Genomic DNA, 18,451 nt, shown 5'->3' with positions numbered 1-18,451 from the left:
TCAGCCCGCGGGCGGCACGAGGATGGTCGGCGCCGCCGGCGCGGCGAGCGCCGGATAGTCGCGGCTGAAGTGCAGCCCGCGGCTTTCGCGCCGCGCCTGCGCCGAGCGGACGATCAGCTCGGCCACCTGCACCAGGTTGCGCAGTTCGAGCAGGTCGCGCGTGACGTGGAAGTGGCCATAGAACTCCTGGACCTCGCCCTGCAGCAGCGCGATGCGGTGTGCCGCCCGCTCGAGCCGCTTGTTGGTGCGCACGATGCCCACGTAGTCCCACATGAAGCGCCGCAGCTCGTCCCAGTTGTGCGAGATGACCACGGTTTCGTCGGCGTCGGTGACGCGGCTGTCGTCCCAGGCAGGCAGCTCGGCGCGCGGGCGTTGCGGCGCTTCGGCGATGGCCTGCGCGGCGGCGCGCGCGAACACCATGCACTCGACCAGCGAATTGCTGGCCAGCCGGTTGGCGCCGTGCAGCCCGGTGCAGGCGGTCTCGCCGATGGCGTGGAGGCCGGGCACGTCGGTGCGTCCCGCGAGGTCGGTGAGCACGCCGCCGCAGGTGTAGTGCGCGGCCGGCACGACCGGGATCGGCTCGCGCGTGATGTCGATGCCCAGCTCGGCGCAGCGCGCCAGGATGTTCGGAAAGTGCTCCTGCAGGAAGGCCGGGCTCTGGTGCGAGATGTCGAGGTGCACGCAGTCGAGGCCGTGCTTCTTCATCTCGAAGTCGATGGCGCGCGCCACGATGTCGCGCGGCGCGAGTTCGGCCCGCGCGTCGTGTGCGGGCATGAAGCGCGTGCCGTCGGGCAGCAAGAGCCGTCCGCCTTCGCCGCGCACCGCCTCGCTGATCAGGAAGGACTTGGCGTCCGGGTGGTACAGGCAGGTCGGATGGAACTGGATGAACTCCATGTTCGCCACGCGGCAGCCCGCGCGCCAGGCCGCGGCGATGCCGTCGCCGGTGGCGGTGTCGGGGTTGCTCGTGTAGAGATAGACCTTGCCGGCGCCGCCCGTGGCCAGCACGGTGTGCGGCGCGCGAAAGGTGACGACCTCGTCGGTGGCCTCGTCCAGCGCATGGAGACCGAGGCAACCGGTATCGGGCTGCCCGAGCTTGCGGCCGGTGATCAGGTCGACCAGCGTGTGCTGCTCGAACAGCGTGATCTGGGGCGTGCACCGCACCTGTTCGATCAGCGTGCGCTGCACCGCCGCGCCGGTGGCGTCGGCCGCGTGCACGATGCGGCGCTGGCTGTGGCCGCCTTCGCGCGTCAGGTGCAGCGCACCGTCTTCGAGCGAGAAGGCCACGCCGAGCGCGCGCAGCCAGGCGATGGCCTCGGGCGCATGCTCCACGACAAAGCGCGTGGCGGCCAGGTCGCAAAGGCCCGCGCCGGCGACCAGCGTGTCGTCGACGTGCGACTGCACGCTGTCGCCTTCGGCCAGCACGGCCGCGATGCCGCCCTGGGCCCACTGGCTGGCGCCATCGTTGAGCGCGCGCTTGGTGATGACGGCCACCCGGTGCGTGGGTGCCAGGTGCAGCGCGGTGCTCAATCCCGCCAGGCCGCTGCCGACGATGAGCACGTCGAATTCATGAAAAATCACAGGTCGTCGCTCTTGGTTCGGATCACAAACGGGGCGAACCATAACCGACTCTTGCGCTACGCCTGCGTGCATTTGCGAGGCGGCCTGCATCGGCATCGCTGCTACGATCGCGGCCATTCGCTGCATGTGCGTGGCCTCGCGACCGATGATGAAGATGGACAGTACCCTCGATTTTTCCTCCGCCGAATGGGCCGCCGTGGTGCGCGCCGATGCACTGCGGGCCCTCGATGAAGATGTGGGCGGTGGTGATCTCACCGCCTCGCTGATTGCCTCCGAGCGCCGCGCCTCGGCGCGGGTTCTCGCCCGCGAATCCGCCGTGCTGTGCGGGGCGCCATGGGTCGAGGCGGTGGTCCGCCACCTGGACCCCGATGCGCGGATCGTGTGGCATGTCGAGGAAGGGTCGCGCTGCGCGGCCGACCAGACCGTGCTCGAGATTTCGGGCGCCGCCAGGGCGCTGCTCACGGCCGAACGCACCGCCCTCAATTTCCTGCAGCTGCTGAGCGCCGTGGCGACCAAGACGGCGGTCCATGTCGATGCCGTGCGCGGCACGCGGGCGCAGATCGTCGACACCCGCAAGACCCTGCCCGGCCTGCGCCTGGCGCAGAAGTACGCGGTGCGCATCGGCGGCGGCGTCAATCACCGGATCGGACTCTACGATGCGGTGCTGATCAAGGAGAACCACATCGTCGCGGCTGGTGGCCTCAGCGCGGCCTTGCGCGCCGCGGCCGAGGTCGCGGGCCGTGCGAAGTTCGTCCAGATCGAGGTCGAGACCCTGGCGCAGCTCGACGAGGCGCTGGCGAACGGCGCCCGCATGGTGCTGCTGGACAACATGGACCTGCCCACGCTGCGCGAAGCCGTGCGGCGCAATGACGCGGCCGGCGATGCCCGTGCTTTGCTGGAGAGCTCGGGCGGCGTGACGCTCGACGGCCTGCGCGCGCTGGCCGAGACCGGCGTCGACCGCATCTCCATCGGTGGCCTGACCAAGGACGTCAAGGCGGTGGATTTCTCGATGCGATTCCAGGAGGCCTGAACATGACGCAGGCCATGGAACTTTCGCTGATCGACGTCGACTACGAGCAGCCGCTCGCCGCTGCTGCCGGTGGCGCTGTCTGCGAAACGCGCCATGCGTGGGCCCGCGTGGCACCCGAACCGGGCCCGGCCGAGCGCGAGCAGCTGAAGGCGCACATCCGCCGCCTGCTGCGCGAGCGCAATGCGGTGATGGTGTCGCACTTCTACGTCCATCCCGACCTGCAGGACCTGGCCGAGGAAACCGGCGGCCTCGTCAGCGATTCGCTCGAGATGGCGCGCTTCGGCCGCGACCATGCGGCGCGCACGCTGGTGGTCTCGGGTGTGCGCTTCATGGGCGAGACCGCCAAGATCCTGTCGCCCGAGAAGCGGGTGCTGATGCCCGACCTGGACGCCACCTGTTCGCTCGACCTCGGATGTCCCGCGGACGACTTCGATCGCTTCTGCGCGCAGCATCCCGACCGCACGGTCGTGGTCTATGCCAACACCAGCGCCGCCGTGAAGGCGAGGGCCGACTGGCTGGTCACGTCGAGCTGTGCGCTGGACGTGGTGCGGGCACTGACGGCGCAAGGCAAGAAGATCCTCTGGGCGCCCGACCGGCACCTGGGCGACTACATCCGGCGCGAGACCGGCGCCGACATGCTGAGCTGGGGCGGCGCCTGCATCGTGCACGACGAGTTCAAGGCGCTCGAGCTCGAACTGCTGAAGAAGGAGCACCCGGCGGCCCGGGTGCTGGTGCATCCGGAGTCGCCGGCCGATGTCATCGCACTGGCCGATGCGGTCGGCTCGACCTCGGCCATCCTGAGCGCGGCGCAGCGCATGGACGCGACCGAGTTCATCGTCGCCACCGACAGCGGCATGCTGCACAAGCTGCGCGCGCTGAATCCGGCCAAGACCTTCATCGAGGCGCCCACCGCCGGCAACTCGGCGACGTGCAAGAGCTGCGCCCACTGTCCCTGGATGGCGATGAACGGCCTGGCCGGCCTGGCGCACGTGCTCGAGACCGGGGCGGGCGAGGTGCACGTCGAGCCGGCGCTCGGGCGCCGCGCGCGGGTGCCGATCGATCGCATGCTGGCCTTCACGGCGGCGCTCAAGGGCGGGCAGCCGGTCGACCACCTGGTGGCGGGCATCGGCGCGGCCTGAAGCAGGTTCAGGCCCTGCCGCCGGTCACTTGCGGCTCACGCGCGCCGCATCCAGGCGGTCGTATCCGCTCAACTCGACGAATCCCTCGCCACTGGTGCTGCCCGTGACCTTCACGGGCCCCTCCCAGTAGATGTTCGCGGTCGTCCCGCTCGAATCGAATTCGCTGTCGGCGATGAAAGGCTTGATGTTCAAGACACCCGACGGGAGCTTGACGCCCCATTCGACGACGTAGGTGATCTTGGTCTTCGGGCTGGTCCAGGTGTTGCCGGGCGTCAGTTCGACGTCGCCCGGCTTGAGGGCCACGGACCCGCTGGCGTTCGAGACCGTGCCGGCCGTCATGACCTTGCGCCCCTCCATGTCGAACAGCTCATAGAGCATCACGTCGGAGCCGTCCGCCAGGTGCAGTGCGAACCAGTTCCAGCCCAGGCTCAGGACATCGAAGTCGCCCCACTGGTGATCGAACCACACGTCGCCGCTCACCGGGACGGTCTTGCCGCCGATGGCGATTTCGCCCTGCGCCGCGATGCGCGGGCGCGAGTAGTAGTAGCTGATGCCGCTCTTGCCGAAGTCGAGCAGGCCCGGCGTGTCCGACCCCGCCGCGCGATGCGCGACGACCGGGTGGGCATCGTTCAGGTCGAGCGCGAGGGAGGCGCCGTCGAAGGACGCGCGCAGCACATGCAACGGCCCCGAGGCGGCAACCTGCCATCCGTCCTGCCTGAAGTCGAAGCCTTTGGCGACGCCCTTCGCGGGAATCCCGCCGGTGCGGGTCTGGCTGGAATAGCGCTTGCCGGTCTGAAGGTCGGTCAGCGCCACGTGCATGACCGTGTGCTTGATCAGGCCGTTGGCGACGAACACGGCGACGTGGAACGCATAGCGGTTGCCCGTCTTCGCGTCCAGGATCCCGTTGTAGTACCACCACTCCATGCCGGACCCATGAGGGGCATCGTCGGCCGGCAGGTTCAGGGGCGCCAGGGCGGCGGTCCGCTCGACCGGCTTCCTGCCCGTGTCGACCGACCCGGCCGAGGCCGCTGTGGCCGGCTCCGGCTCGGACGCCGACAGGTAGAACAGGCCCCAGCCGACGACCGCGATGACGACGACCAAGGCAGCCGCGAAAATCTTCAAGCCCCTGCGCCGTGCCCGCCGCTTTCGGGAGGAGCGCGACCCGCTGTGGCTGTAGTCCTGGCTGGCGTAGTCGTCGGCTGTCATCTGTGGATTCCAGGGTGAGCGATGGGACGAAGCCTACACCGCGCAACCCTGGACCGCGTCCGGGCATCCCCGGAGAGGCGCCCGCTCAGGCCGGCGCCGGGTCGCCCCACACGAAGTGGGGGAGCGTGGGGGCCCTTCAGGCTGCGGCCGCTGCCAGCGCCGCGTTGAAGGTCGCGCTCGGCCGCATCACGGCCGCGGTCTTCTTCGCATCCGGCAGGAAGTAGCCGCCGATGTCGGCCGGCTTTCCTTGCACGGCCTTCAGCTCGTCCACGATCTTCTGCTCGTTGGCGGCCAGCGACTTGGCCAGCGGCGCGAAGTGCGCCTGCAGTTCCTTGTCGTCCGTCTGGGCGGCCAGCGCCTGGGCCCAGTACAGCGCCAGGTAGAAGTGGCTGCCGCGGTTGTCGAGCTCGCCGGTGCGGGTCGACGGGCCCTTGTTGTTGTCGAGCAGCATGCCGGTGGCGGTGTCGAGCGTCTCGGCCAGGATCTTGGCCTTCTTGTTGTCGGTCTTCTGGCCCAGGTCTTCCAGCGACACGGCCAGTGCCAGGAATTCGCCCAGCGAGTCCCAGCGCAGGTGGTTTTCTTCCACCAGCTGCTTGACGTGCTTGGGGGCCGAGCCGCCGGCGCCGGTCTCGAACATCGCGCCGCCGGCCATCAGCGGCACGATCGACAGCATCTTGGCGCTGGTGCCGAGTTCCATGATCGGGAACAGGTCGGTCAGGTAGTCGCGCAGGATGTTGCCGGTGACCGAGATGGTGTCCTTGCCGCGGATCACGCGCTCCAGCGTGTAGCGCATGGCGCGCACCTGCGACATGATCTGGATGTCCAGGCCCTTGGTGTCGTGGTCCTTCAGGTAGGTGTGGACCTTCTTGATCAGCTCGGCCTCGTGCGGACGGTACTCGTCGAGCCAGAACACGGCCGGCATGCCCGACAGGCGCGCGCGGTTCACGGCCAGCTTGACCCAGTCGCGGATGGCGGCGTCCTTGACCTGGCACATGCGCCAGATGTCGCCGGTCTCGACGTTCTGCTCGAGCAGCACTTCGCCGCTCGCGATGTCGACGATGCGGGCTATGCCGTCCTCGGGGACCTCGAAGGTCTTGTCGTGCGAGCCGTATTCCTCGGCCTTCTGCGCCATCAGGCCGACGTTGGGCACGGTGCCCATGGTCACCGGGTTGAAGGCGCCGTTGGTCTTGCAGAAGTTGATCATCTCCTGGTAGATGCGGGCGAAGGTGCTCTCGGGCATCACGGCCTTGGTGTCCTTCGGACGGCCGTCGGCGCCCCACATCTTGCCGCCCAGGCGGATCATGGCGGGCATCGAGGCGTCGACGATCACGTCGTTCGGCGCATGCAGGTTGCTGATGCCCTTGGCCGAGTCGACCATCGCGAGTTCGGGGCGGTGCTCGTGGCAGGCGTGCAGGTCCTTGATGATCTGGTCGCGCTGCGACGAGGGCAGGCTCTCGATCTTGTCGTAGACGCTGCTGAGGCCGTTGTTGACGTTGACGCCCAGCTCCTCGAACAGCTTGCCGTGCTTGGCGAAGGCGTCCTTGTAGAAGACCTTGACGGCATGGCCGAAGACGATCGGGTGCGAGACCTTCATCATCGTCGCCTTGACGTGCAGCGAGAACATCACGCCGGTCTCGCGCGCGTCCTCCATCTCGTCCTCATAGAACTTGAGCAGCGCCTTCTTGCTCATGAACATGCTGTCGATGATCTCGCCCTCGAGCAGCGCCACCTTCTTCTTCAGCACGATCGTCTGGCCGCTCTTGGTGACCAGGTCCATCTGGACGTCGCGGGCCTTGGTGAGCGTCATGCTCTTCTCGCCGGCGTAGAAGTCGCCGCCGTGCATGTGCGAGACGTGGGTGCGCGAAGCCGGGCTCCACTTGCTCATCGAGTGCGGGTTCTTGCGCGCATTGCGCTTGACGGCGGCCGGTGCGCGGCGGTCCGAATTGCCTTCGCGCAGCACGGGGTTGACCGCGCTGCCGAGTGCCTTGGAATAGCGCGCGAGCGTTTCCTTGTCTTCGTCGGTCTTCGGGTCTTCCGGAAAGTCGGGGAGCTTGTAGCCGCGGGCCTGCAGCTCACGGATGGCCGCCTGCAGCTGGGGCACCGAGGCGCTGATGTTGGGCAGCTTGATGATGTTGGTGTYGGGGAACTGGGTCAGGCGCCCGAGTTCGCCCAGGTTGTCCGGAACGCGCTGCGCGTCGGTCAGGCGGTCGGGGAATTCCGCCAGGATGCGGGCCGCGACGGAGACGTCGCTGGTGACGACGTCGATGCCCGCGGGGGCGGCAAAGGCCTGGATGACGGGCAGCAGGGAGGCCGTTGCCAGCAGCGGCGCTTCGTCGGTGAGGGTGTAGATGATCTTTGATTTTCCGGCAGTCATTTGGGACCTCTTGTGCATTGAACAGGATGTGTGAGTCGCTCACGATGGATCGGCGCGGTCGCGCGCGGACGGATCCGAAAACCCGGAGAGTCTACGACTCGACGCTTGGGGCGTGCAGGCCGGGGGTCATCGGGCACGGGCGCACCGTCTTGGGGCAGCCCTCGGCCCTCACCCGCAGCCGGCCGTCCAGCGCGCGTAGAGGCGATGCAGGAGCRCATGCATTTGCCGGGTGCGCCGGGGCAGATCCCGCAGGACGTCGTCGAAATCGCTGGTGGCCGGGTTGCCCAGCGCGTTCTGCCGTGCCAGCTGGTGCCCGTTGCGCGCCATCGACAGTTCGACCAGCGCCGGGGTCATCTCGAGATGGGATTGCACCAGCAGGTGCAGCCCGCGCACGACGAAGGCCTGGTTGCTGCAGTGGGCGCCGCGCGCCAGCGGCAGCGCGGCCGCCGGCGGTTCGAAGGTGTCGCCGTGCCACTGGAAGGTCTGCAGCACCTGCCCCGCGTGCTCGCCCCACCAGTCGCGGGCCGTGCCGGACGCCTCGGCGGTGATCTCGCACCAGCCGATCTCGGGCCGGTCGTGCGGGCGGACCTCGCCGCCCAGCGCCAGCGCGGCCAGCTGGCTGCCCAGGCAATGGCCCGCGACGGGAATGCCGCGCGCATCGGCATCGCGGATCAGCGCGAGCTCCTCGGCGATCCACGGCAGCGGGTCGTGCACGCTCATGTAGCCGCCCATGAACACCAGGCCGCCGAAGGCGGACGCCTCGGCCGGCACGGCGTCGCCGTCGACGATGCGCACCAGCACCACCTCTCGGCCCAGCGCCTCGAGGATCGGCACCACCGCGCCCGGCGCCCCGACCTCGGTGTGCTGGAAGACCGCGATCGGCTTCATGCGGCGGGGCCGCGCAGGAGCGATTCGACTTCCTTGCCGAAGGCGAGCACTCGCGCGTCGTCGTACTTGCGGCCGACGATCTGCAGCCCGAAGGGCAACCGGTCGGCGTCTCGCCCCAGCGGCAGGCTCAGCGCCGGCTGCTGCGTCAGGTTGAACGGGTACGAGAAGCCGTTGCCCGCGAACCAGTTGACGAGCGCGCCCGCGGTGTCCGCGATCGGCGGCGCCACGGTCGGCGTGGCCGGCGTCAGCAGCAGATCGATGCGGCTGAACTGCTGTGCCAGGCGCGTGGTGAAGTCCCGCAGGCGGATCCGGCTGCGGGACAGCCGCCCGACGTCCAGCGCCGCGCCTTCCTGGTAGAGCTGTTGAAGGGGCGGGTCCAGCAGCGCGCGCTGCTCGGGCGTCCAGGCGAGGAAGGATTCGTGCACGCGCGACGCCCACACGGTCCACATGTCGGGCGCCATGTCCGTGCCCTCGGCGGGCAGAGGGACGAGGGTGTGGCCCGCCTGTCCGAGCCGCTCGACCAGCGCGTGGAAGGCTTCGGCGATGGTGGGCTCGACCTGCATGTCGGCGCCCAGTTGCAGGGTCCAGCCGATGGAGAGCGGCCCGCCGGCCCCGGCGCCGCTGCGCGCGAACAGCGAACTCGGGTCGCGCGCATCGGCCTGCGACAGCACCCGCATGGCGAGTTCGCAATCCTCGACGCTGCGCGTCAAGGGGCCCATGTGGGCGAATTCGGCGAAGGCGCTCTGCGGCGCGAGCGGAATGGCGCCGAAGCTCGGCTTGAAGCCCACCAGCCCGCAGTACGACGCCGGGATGCGCACCGAGCCACCCGCATCGCTGCCGAGCGCGAGCGGGCCCCAGCCCGCGGCGGCCTGCGCGGCGGCGCCGCTGCTCGAGCCGCCCGCCGAACGCAGCGGGTCGACGGGATTGCGCGTGAGGCCGGCATGCGGATTCCGGGAGCCGATGTTCCAGCCGAATTCGGTCGTGGTGGTCTTGCCGAAGAGCACGCAGCCCGCGGCGCGCAGCAGCGCCACGGCCGGCGAATCCGCTGCCGCCGGCGGTTCTCCGGCCGAGGCCAGCGAGCCGCGGCGGGTGGGCCAGCCGGCCACGTTCATCAGGTCCTTGATCGACACCGGGACGCCGTCCAGCGCTCCGATGGCGCGTCCGGCGCGCCAGCGCAGGCCGGACGCCCGCGCGGCAGCCCGGGCGCTTTCGCGGTCCAGCAGGCAGAAGGCGTTGATCTGCCGGGTGTCGGCCTCGATGGCTGCGAACAGCGCGTCCAGCACGCCTTCGGGCGTGTGCTCGCCGCTGGCGTAGGCCTTCGCCAGTTCGGCGATGTCCAGGGTCAGCGCATCGCGGGCCATCAACGCGCGGCCTTGAAGGTCTCGAACTCGACGTTGGCGATCGTGCCGTCGACCTTGCCGACGCGGCGGATGTACTCGTCCTGCACGATGTCGCGGGTCTTCGCGTCGATGCCGATCGGGCCGCGCGGGCTTTCGAACTGCAGGCCCTGGAAGGCCTGGATCAGCGCCGGGCCGTCGGCGTTGCCGTTGGTCTTCTTCAGCGCGGCATAGATCGCGGCCATGCCGTCGTAGGCCGCCACGCTCATGATGGTCGGGCGCGCCTTGGCATCGCGCTGCGCCTTGAAGTCGCGCACGTAGCGTGCGTTGAGCTCCGACTTGTGGTGCATCGAGTAGGGGTAGACGGTCGTGATGTCGAGCGCGCGGTCGCCGATCACCTCGATGATGGCTTCGTCGACGATGTCGCCGGTGCCGATCAGCTTGACCCCGGCCTCGGGCAGGCCCTTCTCGCGGAACTCCTTGATGAAGGCCGGCGCCACGTCGCCGCCGTTGACGAAGGCGAACAGGACGTCCGGCTTCGCGTCCTTCACGCGCTGCATGTAGGGCGAGAAGTCGAGCGTCATCATCGGCGTGCGCACGCTGCCGACGATCTCGCCGCCGGCCTTCTTGTAGGCGGCCAGGAAGGCGGCTTCGGCGTCATGCCCCGGCGCATAGTCGGCGACGATCACGTAGGCCTTCTTCGAACCGTTCTTGATCGCCCATTGCGCGATCGGCGGCACCACGTCGGGGTAGCTGAAGGAGGTGCGCACCATGTAGGGCGACTTGGCCGTCAGGTCGGCGGCCCCCGCGTTCATGACGATCATCGGCACCTTGGCCTGCGTCGCGATGGGCGCCACCGACAGCGCGTTGGGCGTGAAGCCGAAGCCCGCCAGCAGCTGCACCTTGTCGCGCACCACGAGCTCCTGGGCCAGCCGTTTGGCGAGTTCCGGATTCGGGCCGGCCACGTCCTTCACGATGACCTCGACCCGCTTGCCCGCGACGCTGTCGCCGAACTGCTTCTGGTAGATCCGGATGCCGGCCTCCATCTGCTTGCCGAACTCGGCGAAGGGGCCCGACATCTCGGCGATGAGGCCGACGCGGACGGTGTCCTGCGCGAAGGCGGCCGGCGCGGCCAGCGTGAAGGCGCAGGCCGCGAGGAGGCCGCGGCGGGACAGCCGGGAGACGGAAACTGACATGGTGTGGTCCTGACAGGAAAAGAGGGAAAGGAACGAAGACGGCGGCGGGCCCGTCTCAGGCCGGCACTTCGGCGATGCCCACGCCGAGCAGGCCTTCGAGCAGGGCCGCATCGGCGGCCAGCGCCGCGCTCGGACCGGCATGCACCACGGTGCCGCGCTCCAGCACGATCGCCTGGTGGGTCATCTCGAGGGCCAGCACCGGGTGCTGCTCGACCACGATCGACGCCAGGCCCTCGCTCTCGCAAAGATGGCGGATCGAGCGGGCCAGCTCCTCGACGATGATCGGCGCCAGGCCTTCCATCGGCTCGTCGAGCAGCAGCAGTTTCGGGTTGGTCATCAGCGCGCGGCCGATGGCCAGCATCTGCTGCTCGCCGCCCGACAGCTGGTTGCCGTAGTTGCCGCGCCGCTCGCGCAGCCGCGGAAAGAACTCGTAGACCCGCTGCAGGTTCCACTTGCCCGGCCGCGCGATCACGGTCAGGTTCTCCTCGACGGTGAGCGAGGGGAACACCTCGCGCTCCTGCGGCACCCAGCCCAGGCCGGCGCGCACGCGGCGATGGGCCGGCCAGCGCGTGATGTCCTCGCCGCACCAGCGCAGCGCACCGCGCATCACGCGGGTGTTGCCCATGAGCGTTTCGAGCAGCGTGGTCTTGCCCACGCCGTTGCGTCCCAGGATGGCGAGGCTCTGGCCCTGCGCCAGCGAAAAGCCCAGACGGTCGAGCACCACGGCGTTGCCGTAGCCGGCCACCACCTGGTCGAAGTTGAGCATCTCAGACATGGTTGGCTCCTGCGTGGCCCAGATAGACCTCGCGCACGCGCGGGTCGGTGCCGATTTCGGCGGGGGTTCCCTCGGTGAGGATCTGGCCGGCGACCAGCACCGAGATGCGGCGCGAAAAGCGGAAGACGAGGTTCATGTCGTGTTCGATGAACAGCACGCTGATGTCCTGCGGCAGCTCGGCGATGACTTCGAAGAGTTCGCCGCTCTCGTCCTCGGGCACGCCGGCGGCGGGCTCGTCGAGCAGCAGGATGCGGGGCCTGGCGGCCATGGCGAGCGCGATCTCCAGCAGCCGCTGCTTGCCGTAGGCCAGCTCGGCCACCGGCACGTCGGCCAGCGCGTCGAGCTTGAGGCGCCCGAGCAGCGCATGGGCCTCGTCGAACGCGGCCTTGTTGCGCTTGAGCGGACGCCACCAGACCGCGCCCAGGCCTTCGCGCTCGCTGATCGCGAGCACCACCGACAGCAGCGGCGTGAGGCTCGGGAACAGCGTGTTGATCTGGAAGGTGCGCGCCAGCCCGAGCCGGGCGCGCTTGTCGGCGGACAGCGAGGTCAGCTCGCGCTCGCCCATGTGGATCGTTCCCTGGGTCGGCCTGAAGACGCCCGTCAGCAGATTGATCAGCGTGGTCTTGCCGGCGCCGTTCGGGCCGATCAGGGCCTGCCGCGCGCCGGGTTCGAGCGTCAGGTTGACGTCGTCGACCGCGCGGAAGGCGCCGAAGGAGATCCCGAGGCCGCGGGTGCGCAGTGCTGCGGCGCTCATGACGGCCTCCCGGTCTTCACCAGGCGCGACAGCGCGCCCATGATTCCGCCGCGGCCCAGCATGACGGCGGCGATCAGGAAGATGCCGAGCCAGAACATCCAGTATTGCGGGTTGAGGTCGGCGAACCAGTCGTGCACCAGCATGTAGACGATCGCGCCGATGAGGCCGCCGTACAGCCGGCCGGTGCCGCCGAGCACGAGGATGATCAGCACTTCGGCCGAGCGGTTGAAGCCGATCGACTCGATGCCGACGAACTGCGTGGTCTGGGCCAGCAGCGCACCGGCGATGCCGGCCACGCCGGCCGACAGTGCATAGGCCATGCGCAGCCGCGCCTCCACCGGCGAGCCGATCGCGAGCATGCGCTTGCGGCTGTCGTGGATGCCGCGCAGCGTGAGCCCGAAGGGCGAGCGCAGCACCAGCCGCACGCCGAGGAACACCACCAGCACCACGCCGTAGGCGTAGACGAAGGCGGTCTTGCCGAACAGGTCGAAATCGAACAGCCCGAGCACCGGGGAAATCACCACGCCCTGCAGGCCGTCGGTGCCGCCGGTGATCGACGACAGCCGGTTGGCCAGCTCGGCCAGCAGCATGCAGACGCCGATGGTGATCATGAGCCGCGTGAGGTCGGCGCCGCGCACCACCAGGTAGCTCAGCACATAGCCCAGCGCGGCGCACACCATGAGCGCGAACAGCAGGCCGCTGAAGGGCTCGCTCCAGCCATGCTTGGCCAGCAGGCCGGCCGCATAGGCCCCGGCGCCGAAGAAGGCCGCATGGCCCACCGTGAGGATGCCCGCGTAGCCGAGCGCCATGTCCAGCGAGACCGCGAACAGCCCGAAGATCATGATCTGGCTCATCAGCGTGAGCTTGTCCGGCAGCAGGAAGAAGCTGGCGCCCAGCGCGAGCCAGAAGGCCACCTCGGCCGCGCGCAGGCGGCCTGGCGATACGGTGATCGGTCTCATGCGAGCCCCTTGCGCGGAATGATGCCGTTGGGCCGCAGCAGCAACATGATGATCATGACGACATAGATGAGAAACGCGCCGGCTTCCGGCAGGTAGTACTTGCCCGCGACATCGACGATGCCGACCAGCAGCGCGGCCACGAAGGGGCCGGTGATGGTGCCGGCGCCGCCGACGCACACCACGATCAGGAAGTACACGAGGTACTTGAGCGGGAACGAGGGCTCCAGCCCCAGCATGCCGAGGCTCAGGGCGCCGCCCAGGCCCGCCAGGCCGCAGCCCAGCGAGAAGGTCAGGAAGAACAGGCGCTGCACGTGGATGCCGGTGCCGCCGGCGACGCGCTGGTTGTCCACCGCGGCCCGCACCATCGCGCCGTAGCGCGTCTTGCCGAGCACCAGCAGCAGGCCCGCGAGCACGAGCACGCCGCACAGGATCAGGAACAGCCGATAGCGGCCCACCTCGAGCCCCCCCAGCGACACCCGGCCGTCGAGCACCGGCGGCAGCTGGAAAGGCTGCATCGTCGGGCCGAAGAACCAGGTGAAGACGGCGACCGAGACGAACACGATGCCGATCGACAGCAGCACCTGGTCGAGCGGATGCGCGCGATAGAGCCGCCGGTAGAAGAAGAACTCCAGCACCGCGCCCACCAGCGCCGCCACGACGAAGGCCACGGCCAGCGACGGGAAGAAGCCCACGCCGAAGTGGTTCATCAGAACGCTTGCGGCGTAGCCGCCCACCATCGCGAACGTGCCGTGCGCGAGGTTGACGAAGTTCATGAGGCCCATCGTGATGGACAGGCCCACCCCGATGAGGAACAGGAGCATGCCGTAGGCCACTCCGTCGAAGATCACGATTCCCATGGATATCCCGTTGCTGCTGTCGCGGCGGCCGCTCGGCTTACTTGCTTTCCTTGGCCGGGTCCTTGACGCGCTCGAACTTGTCGAACTCGACGTTCACGAGCTCGCCCTTGGCGCGTTCGGTCTTGCGGATGTAGACCGTCTGCACGATGTCGCGCGTCGCGGGGTCGATCTGGACCGGGCCGCGCGGGCTCTCGAAGCTCAGGCCCTTGAGGGCTTCCATGACCTTGTCGCCCGAGACGTCGCCCTTGGTCTTGGCGAGCGCGAGGTCGATCGCGGCCATCGTGTCGTAGGCGGTCACGGCGAAGTAGCTCGGGCGCAGCTTGCCGCCGAACTCGGCCGCGAAGTCCTTGACGAACTTCTGGTTCTTCGGCGACGGATGCGCGTAGGAATAGTGGTGGCTCGTGAGCAGGCCCAGCGCCACGTCGCCGGTGGCGTCGAGGTAGCTGTCGTCGGTCGCCTCGCCGGTGGCGTAGAGCTTGATGCCCGCTTCTTCCATGCCGCGCTCCTTCCAGACCTTGAGGAAGGCCGGCGGCATCACGCCCGAGGGAAAGAAGAAGAACACCGCCTGCGGCTTGGCATCCTTGATGCGCTGCACGTAGGCCGAGAAGTCGGGGTTGTTCATGGGCGTGCGGACTTCGCCGACCACCTTGCCGCCCTCGGCCGTGAAGGCCTTCTTGAACGCGGTCTCGGCGTCGACGCCCGAGGCGTAGTCGGCGACCACCGTGTAGGCTTCCTTCACGCCCTGCTTGACCATCCAGCGCGCCATCGGGTCGGTGACCTGCTGCACGGTGAAGGACAGCCGCGCCACGTAGGGAGAGCTGCTGGTGATGGCGGAGGACGCCGCGTTCATCACGATGGTCGGGATCTTGGCCTGCGTGGCGATGGCCGCCACGGCGTAGGCGTTGGGGCTGAAGTCCAGGCCGGTGAGGATGCCCACCTTGTCGCGCACCACCAGTTCCTGTGCGATGCGCTTGGCGGCGTCGGGCGCCGGGCCCGCCGTGTCCTTCTTGATGATCTCGACCGGCCGGCCGGCGATCTTGCCGCCGTGTTCCTTGAGGTACAGCGCCACGCCGGCGTCGAACTGGCGGCCGTAGTCGGCATAGGGGCCCGAGTAGGTCGCGATCAGGCCGATGCGAAGCGGCTCGTCGGCTGCGTGGGCCGCGCCCATGGCGCCGAAGGCACCGAGGCAGGCCAGCGTCAGGGTGGCGAGCGCGTTTCTCTTGTTCATCATCGTGGAAGCTCCGTTCAGTGAAGCCGGTGGGCCGGCGGGCAGGGTGGTTGGGAAAACGGGTGGGGCCGGGATGCGCCCCGGAACTCAGGAGGTCGCGGCCTCCAGTGCGGTCGTCGGGGCCGACTTGAGGTCGAAGGATTCGTCGGCGAGCTGCCCGGCCGTGAAGCGGGCGCGGGCGCCGATGAGCTTGCGGCTCAGCATGTGCTCGGCGGGCCTGTTCACCGAGTGCGCGGCCACCAGCGTGCCGCCGCGCAGGTAGAACACGCTGAAGCGGTCGCTTGCCATGTCGCCGCGCAGCACGACCTCGTCGCCTTGCGCGGGCAGGCCGGTCATCTGGAACTTGAGGTCGAACTGGTCGCTCCAGAACCAGGGCACGGCCGTGCAGGGCCGTTCGTGCCCGACGATCAGCGAGGCCAGCGCCCTGGCGCCGTCGTTGGCGGCCTGGATCGACTCGAGCCGCACGCGCGCCGGTGCGCCGGGTGCCGGCGGCAACGCCATGTTGGCGACGTCGCCCGCGGCCAGCACGCGCGGCGCGGAGGTGCGGCCCAGCATGTCGACCACGATGCCGTTGTCGACGGCGAGGCCGGCCTGCTGTGCCAGCTCGGCATTGGGCAGCACGCCGATGCCGAGCACGACCAGGTCGCAGTCGATGCGCCGGCCGTCGTCGAGCTCGACCGCGGCCACGCGGCCCTGGTCGCCATGCAGCGCGCGCACGCCGCGGCCGGTCAGGAGCTCGACGCCGCGGCGGCGGTGCACATTCTCGACAAAGGCCGACATCGCGGGCGGGAAGGCGCGCGCGAGCAGATGCGGCTGTGCTTCGATCACCGTCACCGCGACGCCGCGCGCGCGCAGCGCCGAAGCGACTTCGAGGCCGATGAAGCCGCCGCCGATCACGCAGGCGCGTTGCGTGCGCTCGGCGGCCTGGGCGACGCGCAGCGCATCGTCGAGCGTGCGCAGGTCGAGCACGCCGTCGAGATTCGAGCCCGGCAGCGTGAACGGCCTGCAGCGCGCGCCGGTGGCCAGCGCGAGCCAGCCGTAGTCGAGTACGGCGCCGTCGTCCAGCGTCACCGAACGCGCACCGGCATCCAGCGCTTCGGCCCGGCGGCCGAGCAGCAGCTCGATGCGGTTCTGTTCGAAGAAGTCGGGGCCGCGCAAGGGCAACTGGTCGAGGGTGGTCTTGCCGGTCAGCAGTCCCTTGGACAAGGGCGGGCGCTGGTAGGGCGCGTGCACCTCGTCGCCGACGATGAGGATGCGCTCCTCGAAGCCGAGCTCGCGCGCGCTGGCGGCGAGCTGGACGCCGGCATAGGACGCGCCGACGATCACCAGGGGGTGGGCGGCGGGCATCAGCTCTGGGTCTCGGGGACGCGAACTGTGAGGCCGTCGAGCTCGGCGGTCATCGCGAGCTGGCAGCTCAGGCGGCTGCCGGGCTGCCGCTCGGAGGCCACGCCGTCGAGCAGCTCGCCCTCCACCTCGTCCGGCGGCGGCAGGCGGTCGATGAAGGCGTCGTCGACGTAGACATGGCAGGTCGCGCAGGAGCAGGAGCCGCCGCATTCGGCGTCGATGCCTCGTATGTTGCCGCGGATGGCGTTCTCCATCACGCTGGAGCCGGCCTTGGCGTCGACGCTGCGGCGGCTGCCGTCCTTGAGGATGTAGTGGATCGTGGGCATGGCGGGGTCAGAACATGTCGAAGTACTCGCGGTGTTCCCACTCGCTGACTTCGAGGTTGAAGCGGGCGATCTCCGCTTCCTTGATGTGGCACAGGTAGTCGACGAAGGTCTTGCCCATCTGTTCGTTCAGCATCGCGTCCTGGCGCAGGCAGGCGAGCGCGTCGCCGAGCGAGCGTGGCAGGTGTTCGGCGGGCGTTTCGTAAGGGGCGTCGGCCGACGGGCCGGGGTTGGTCTTGTTGCGGATGCCGTCGAGCCCCGAGAAGAGCTGCGACGCGAGGTAGAGGTAGGGATTGGCGGTCGGCTCGCCCACGCGGTTCTCGATGCGCGTCGCATTCTGCCCGACGCCGCCCAGCACGCGCAGCATGGCTCCGCGGTTGTCGCGGGCCCAGATGGCGCGGTCCGGCGCCAGCGAGAAGGGGCGGTAGCGGCGGTAGCCGTTGATCGTCGGGCTGGCCAGTGCTGCCGAGCCGCAGGCGTGCTCCTTCAGGCCGCCGAGGTAGTGCAGGCCGAGGTCGCTCAAGTCCTGGCCGGGCTCCGAGGGCATGAAGGCGTTCACGCCGTCGCTCTTGCGGCGCAGCGACTGGTGCAGGTGCCAGCCGCTGGACATCACGTTCGGGATCCGCGGACGGCACATGAAGGTGGCGTGGTAGCCCGCGCGCTGGCAGATCTGCTTGATGGCGCTGCGCAGCAGCACCATGGTGTCGGCCGGCAGCACGCCGGCCGTGGGGCCGAAGGTCAGCTCGAACTGGCTCGGGCCGAACTCGATCTCGAGCGAGCGCAGCGGCAGGCCGAGCCCGATCAGCTGCGAGCGCAGCAGCTCCATCACGGCATCGACGCGGTCGTAGCGCAGCTCGGTCAGGTATTGGTGGCCGTGCGACAGCAGCGACACGCGCGGCGGCTCGCCGGGCTGGCCCGAATCGGCCAGGCCCATGCGCGCGTCGTCGAGCTTGAAGACGTGGAACTCGACTTCGAGGCCGGCGATGAAGTCCAGCCCCATCTCGCCGAGCTGGTGCACCGCGCGCTGCAGGATCTGGCGCGTGGCATAGGGGCAGGGCTTGCCGTCGGCCATATAGGCATCGCACAGGATCCAGCCCGTGCGCGGCGTCCACGGCAGCACCTTGAAGGTCGAGGGGTCGGCCACGATCGTGAAATCGGCGCCGCCCTGGAAGCCTTCGATGGCGAAGCCGCCGCCGGCCGCGAACACCGGGAACACGGTCTTGTGCGAGGTGTCCTTGGCGAGCAGCGTGGAGGTCAGGTTGACGCCGTCCCACAGCGCGGCGCGGGCCTCGCTGGCGACCAGGGTCTTGCCGCGCAGCAGGCCGTGCTGGTCGGGCCAGGCGAAACGCACCACATCGATTTCACCGGCATCGATGCGGCGCACCAGTTCGTGGGCCTGCTTCAGCTGGTCGTCGGACCAGAGGCCGTGGCGGTCTACAAAGGAGCTCATGGCGTGCGCGGGC

Annotated in this window: 16 protein-coding genes; 2 read left to right on the top strand and 14 right to left on the bottom strand. The window is 69.3% G+C overall.

The genetic code is table 11. From position 1 onward, the window contains the following. Entirely contained in the window at positions 1 to 1,620 is a 1,620-nt protein-coding gene (gene nadB, locus AB4Z46_RS22930; protein ID WP_442285845.1) for an L-aspartate oxidase, read from the bottom strand. A 112-nt stretch (positions 1,621 to 1,732) separates the two neighbouring features. Here nadB and nadC point away from each other — a divergent pair, with 112 nt between their 5' ends. After that, positions 1,733 to 2,608: a carboxylating nicotinate-nucleotide diphosphorylase gene (gene nadC / locus AB4Z46_RS22925; protein ID WP_442285844.1), complete on the top strand. Its 876-nt coding sequence runs from the start codon at positions 1,733 to 1,735 to the stop codon at positions 2,606 to 2,608. 2 nt (positions 2,609 to 2,610) lie between these two features. Beyond that, positions 2,611 to 3,747, top strand: coding sequence for a quinolinate synthase NadA (gene nadA, locus AB4Z46_RS22920; RefSeq protein ID WP_442285843.1), 1,137 nt, complete (start codon positions 2,611 to 2,613; stop codon positions 3,745 to 3,747). 24 nt (positions 3,748 to 3,771) lie between these two features. Here nadA and AB4Z46_RS22915 read toward each other — a convergent pair whose 3' ends face one another. The 13 genes from AB4Z46_RS22915 to AB4Z46_RS22855 form a co-directional block, all read right to left on the bottom strand. Next, positions 3,772 to 4,953: a lipocalin family protein gene (locus AB4Z46_RS22915; RefSeq protein ID WP_442285842.1), complete on the bottom strand. Its 1,182-nt coding sequence runs from the start codon at positions 4,951 to 4,953 to the stop codon at positions 3,772 to 3,774. A gap of 136 nt (positions 4,954 to 5,089) precedes the next feature. Beyond that, a complete protein-coding gene (locus AB4Z46_RS22910; RefSeq protein WP_442285841.1) occupies positions 5,090 to 7,327 on the bottom strand; it encodes an NADP-dependent isocitrate dehydrogenase in 2,238 nt (745 codons plus the stop codon). Between the two features lie 168 nt (positions 7,328 to 7,495). After that, positions 7,496 to 8,215: a type 1 glutamine amidotransferase gene (locus AB4Z46_RS22905; RefSeq protein WP_442285840.1), complete on the bottom strand. Its 720-nt coding sequence runs from the start codon at positions 8,213 to 8,215 to the stop codon at positions 7,496 to 7,498. Continuing rightward, positions 8,212 to 9,576 (bottom strand): amidase, encoded by a 1,365-nt coding sequence (locus AB4Z46_RS22900; protein WP_442285863.1) that lies wholly within the window; start codon positions 9,574 to 9,576, stop codon positions 8,212 to 8,214. Before AB4Z46_RS22900 ends, AB4Z46_RS22905 begins: the two co-directional genes overlap by 4 nt. Continuing rightward, on the bottom strand, positions 9,576 to 10,748 hold the full coding sequence (locus tag AB4Z46_RS22895; RefSeq protein ID WP_442285839.1) for an ABC transporter substrate-binding protein: 1,173 nt from the start codon (positions 10,746 to 10,748) through the stop codon (positions 9,576 to 9,578). The genes AB4Z46_RS22900 and AB4Z46_RS22895 overlap by 1 nt, the downstream gene beginning before the upstream one ends. Before the next feature lie 55 nt (positions 10,749 to 10,803). Next, positions 10,804 to 11,523 (bottom strand): ABC transporter ATP-binding protein, encoded by a 720-nt coding sequence (locus tag AB4Z46_RS22890; protein ID WP_442285838.1) that lies wholly within the window; start codon positions 11,521 to 11,523, stop codon positions 10,804 to 10,806. After that, positions 11,516 to 12,277 carry an ABC transporter ATP-binding protein gene (locus tag AB4Z46_RS22885; protein WP_442285837.1) on the bottom strand — a complete coding sequence of 254 codons (762 nt, stop codon included), beginning with the start codon at positions 12,275 to 12,277 and terminating at the stop codon, positions 11,516 to 11,518. Before AB4Z46_RS22885 ends, AB4Z46_RS22890 begins: the two co-directional genes overlap by 8 nt. Beyond that, a complete protein-coding gene (locus AB4Z46_RS22880) occupies positions 12,274 to 13,236 on the bottom strand; it encodes a branched-chain amino acid ABC transporter permease (protein WP_442285836.1) in 963 nt (320 codons plus the stop codon). The genes AB4Z46_RS22885 and AB4Z46_RS22880 overlap by 4 nt, the downstream gene beginning before the upstream one ends. After that, complete coding sequence (locus AB4Z46_RS22875; RefSeq protein WP_442285835.1) at positions 13,233 to 14,093, bottom strand: branched-chain amino acid ABC transporter permease; 861 nt, start codon at positions 14,091 to 14,093, stop codon at positions 13,233 to 13,235. Before AB4Z46_RS22875 ends, AB4Z46_RS22880 begins: the two co-directional genes overlap by 4 nt. A 37-nt stretch (positions 14,094 to 14,130) precedes the next feature. Beyond that, positions 14,131 to 15,324 carry an ABC transporter substrate-binding protein gene (locus AB4Z46_RS22870; RefSeq protein ID WP_442285834.1) on the bottom strand — a complete coding sequence of 398 codons (1,194 nt, stop codon included), beginning with the start codon at positions 15,322 to 15,324 and terminating at the stop codon, positions 14,131 to 14,133. A gap of 84 nt (positions 15,325 to 15,408) precedes the next feature. After that, positions 15,409 to 16,668, bottom strand: coding sequence for an NAD(P)/FAD-dependent oxidoreductase (locus AB4Z46_RS22865; RefSeq protein ID WP_442285833.1), 1,260 nt, complete (start codon positions 16,666 to 16,668; stop codon positions 15,409 to 15,411). Beyond that, on the bottom strand, positions 16,668 to 16,991 hold the full coding sequence (locus AB4Z46_RS22860; RefSeq protein ID WP_442285832.1) for a 2Fe-2S iron-sulfur cluster-binding protein: 324 nt from the start codon (positions 16,989 to 16,991) through the stop codon (positions 16,668 to 16,670). The genes AB4Z46_RS22865 and AB4Z46_RS22860 overlap by 1 nt, the downstream gene beginning before the upstream one ends. A 7-nt stretch (positions 16,992 to 16,998) precedes the next feature. Then, positions 16,999 to 18,438, bottom strand: coding sequence for a glutamine synthetase family protein (locus AB4Z46_RS22855; protein WP_442285831.1), 1,440 nt, complete (start codon positions 18,436 to 18,438; stop codon positions 16,999 to 17,001). Positions 18,439 to 18,451: the final 13 nt, after the last annotated feature.

Origin of the sequence: Variovorax sp. M-6 (assembly GCF_052114385.1) — a bacterium.
GTDB lineage: Bacteria > Pseudomonadota > Gammaproteobacteria > Burkholderiales > Burkholderiaceae_C > Variovorax.
The sequence above is the reverse complement of the archived record's forward strand: the minus strand, read 5'-3'. Positions and strand labels throughout refer to the sequence as shown.